Annotated in this window: 1 protein-coding gene; it reads right to left on the bottom strand. The window is 47.7% G+C overall.

Annotated features, from left to right (window positions below):
• Positions 1–222 (bottom strand): ferredoxin-type protein NapF (gene napF / locus FN960_RS23640; protein WP_143850778.1); only part of this gene is annotated, 222 nt, incomplete at its 3' end.
• Positions 223–354 lie beyond the last annotated feature (132 nt).

Here is a 354-nt window from a genome sequence, read left to right as displayed (position 1 = left end):
GTCGTAACAGAAGCTGCACTCGTTATTTTTGAAATTAACGCTCGGATAGCCGCCCGCGCCGCGTTGCAGAATGTTGTTTTCACAAGCATTAATACAGGCGTCGCAGCGGGTGCAATGGGTCAGAAAATGAGATTCATCACCGGACCAGGGCGGACGGATACCGTTACTGGCTTTGCGCCAGCGACCAGTGAGTATGCCCCGACGGGATGCATCAATCTTCACATTGACCTTCCATCATTAACGCGCTCTGAAAATTGAGAGCGACCAAATAAACCGCATAATTAATAAGCCATTTTTATAGCCGCTAAGATATTAAAGGATGTGTCAAAGATGCATACCCCGATCGGGGTAAAA

The organism is Alkalicoccobacillus porphyridii (assembly GCF_007293315.1).
GTDB lineage: Bacteria > Bacillota > Bacilli > Bacillales > Bacillaceae_D > Alkalicoccobacillus > Alkalicoccobacillus porphyridii.
The sequence above is the reverse complement of the archived record's forward strand: the minus strand, read 5'-3'. Positions and strand labels throughout refer to the sequence as shown.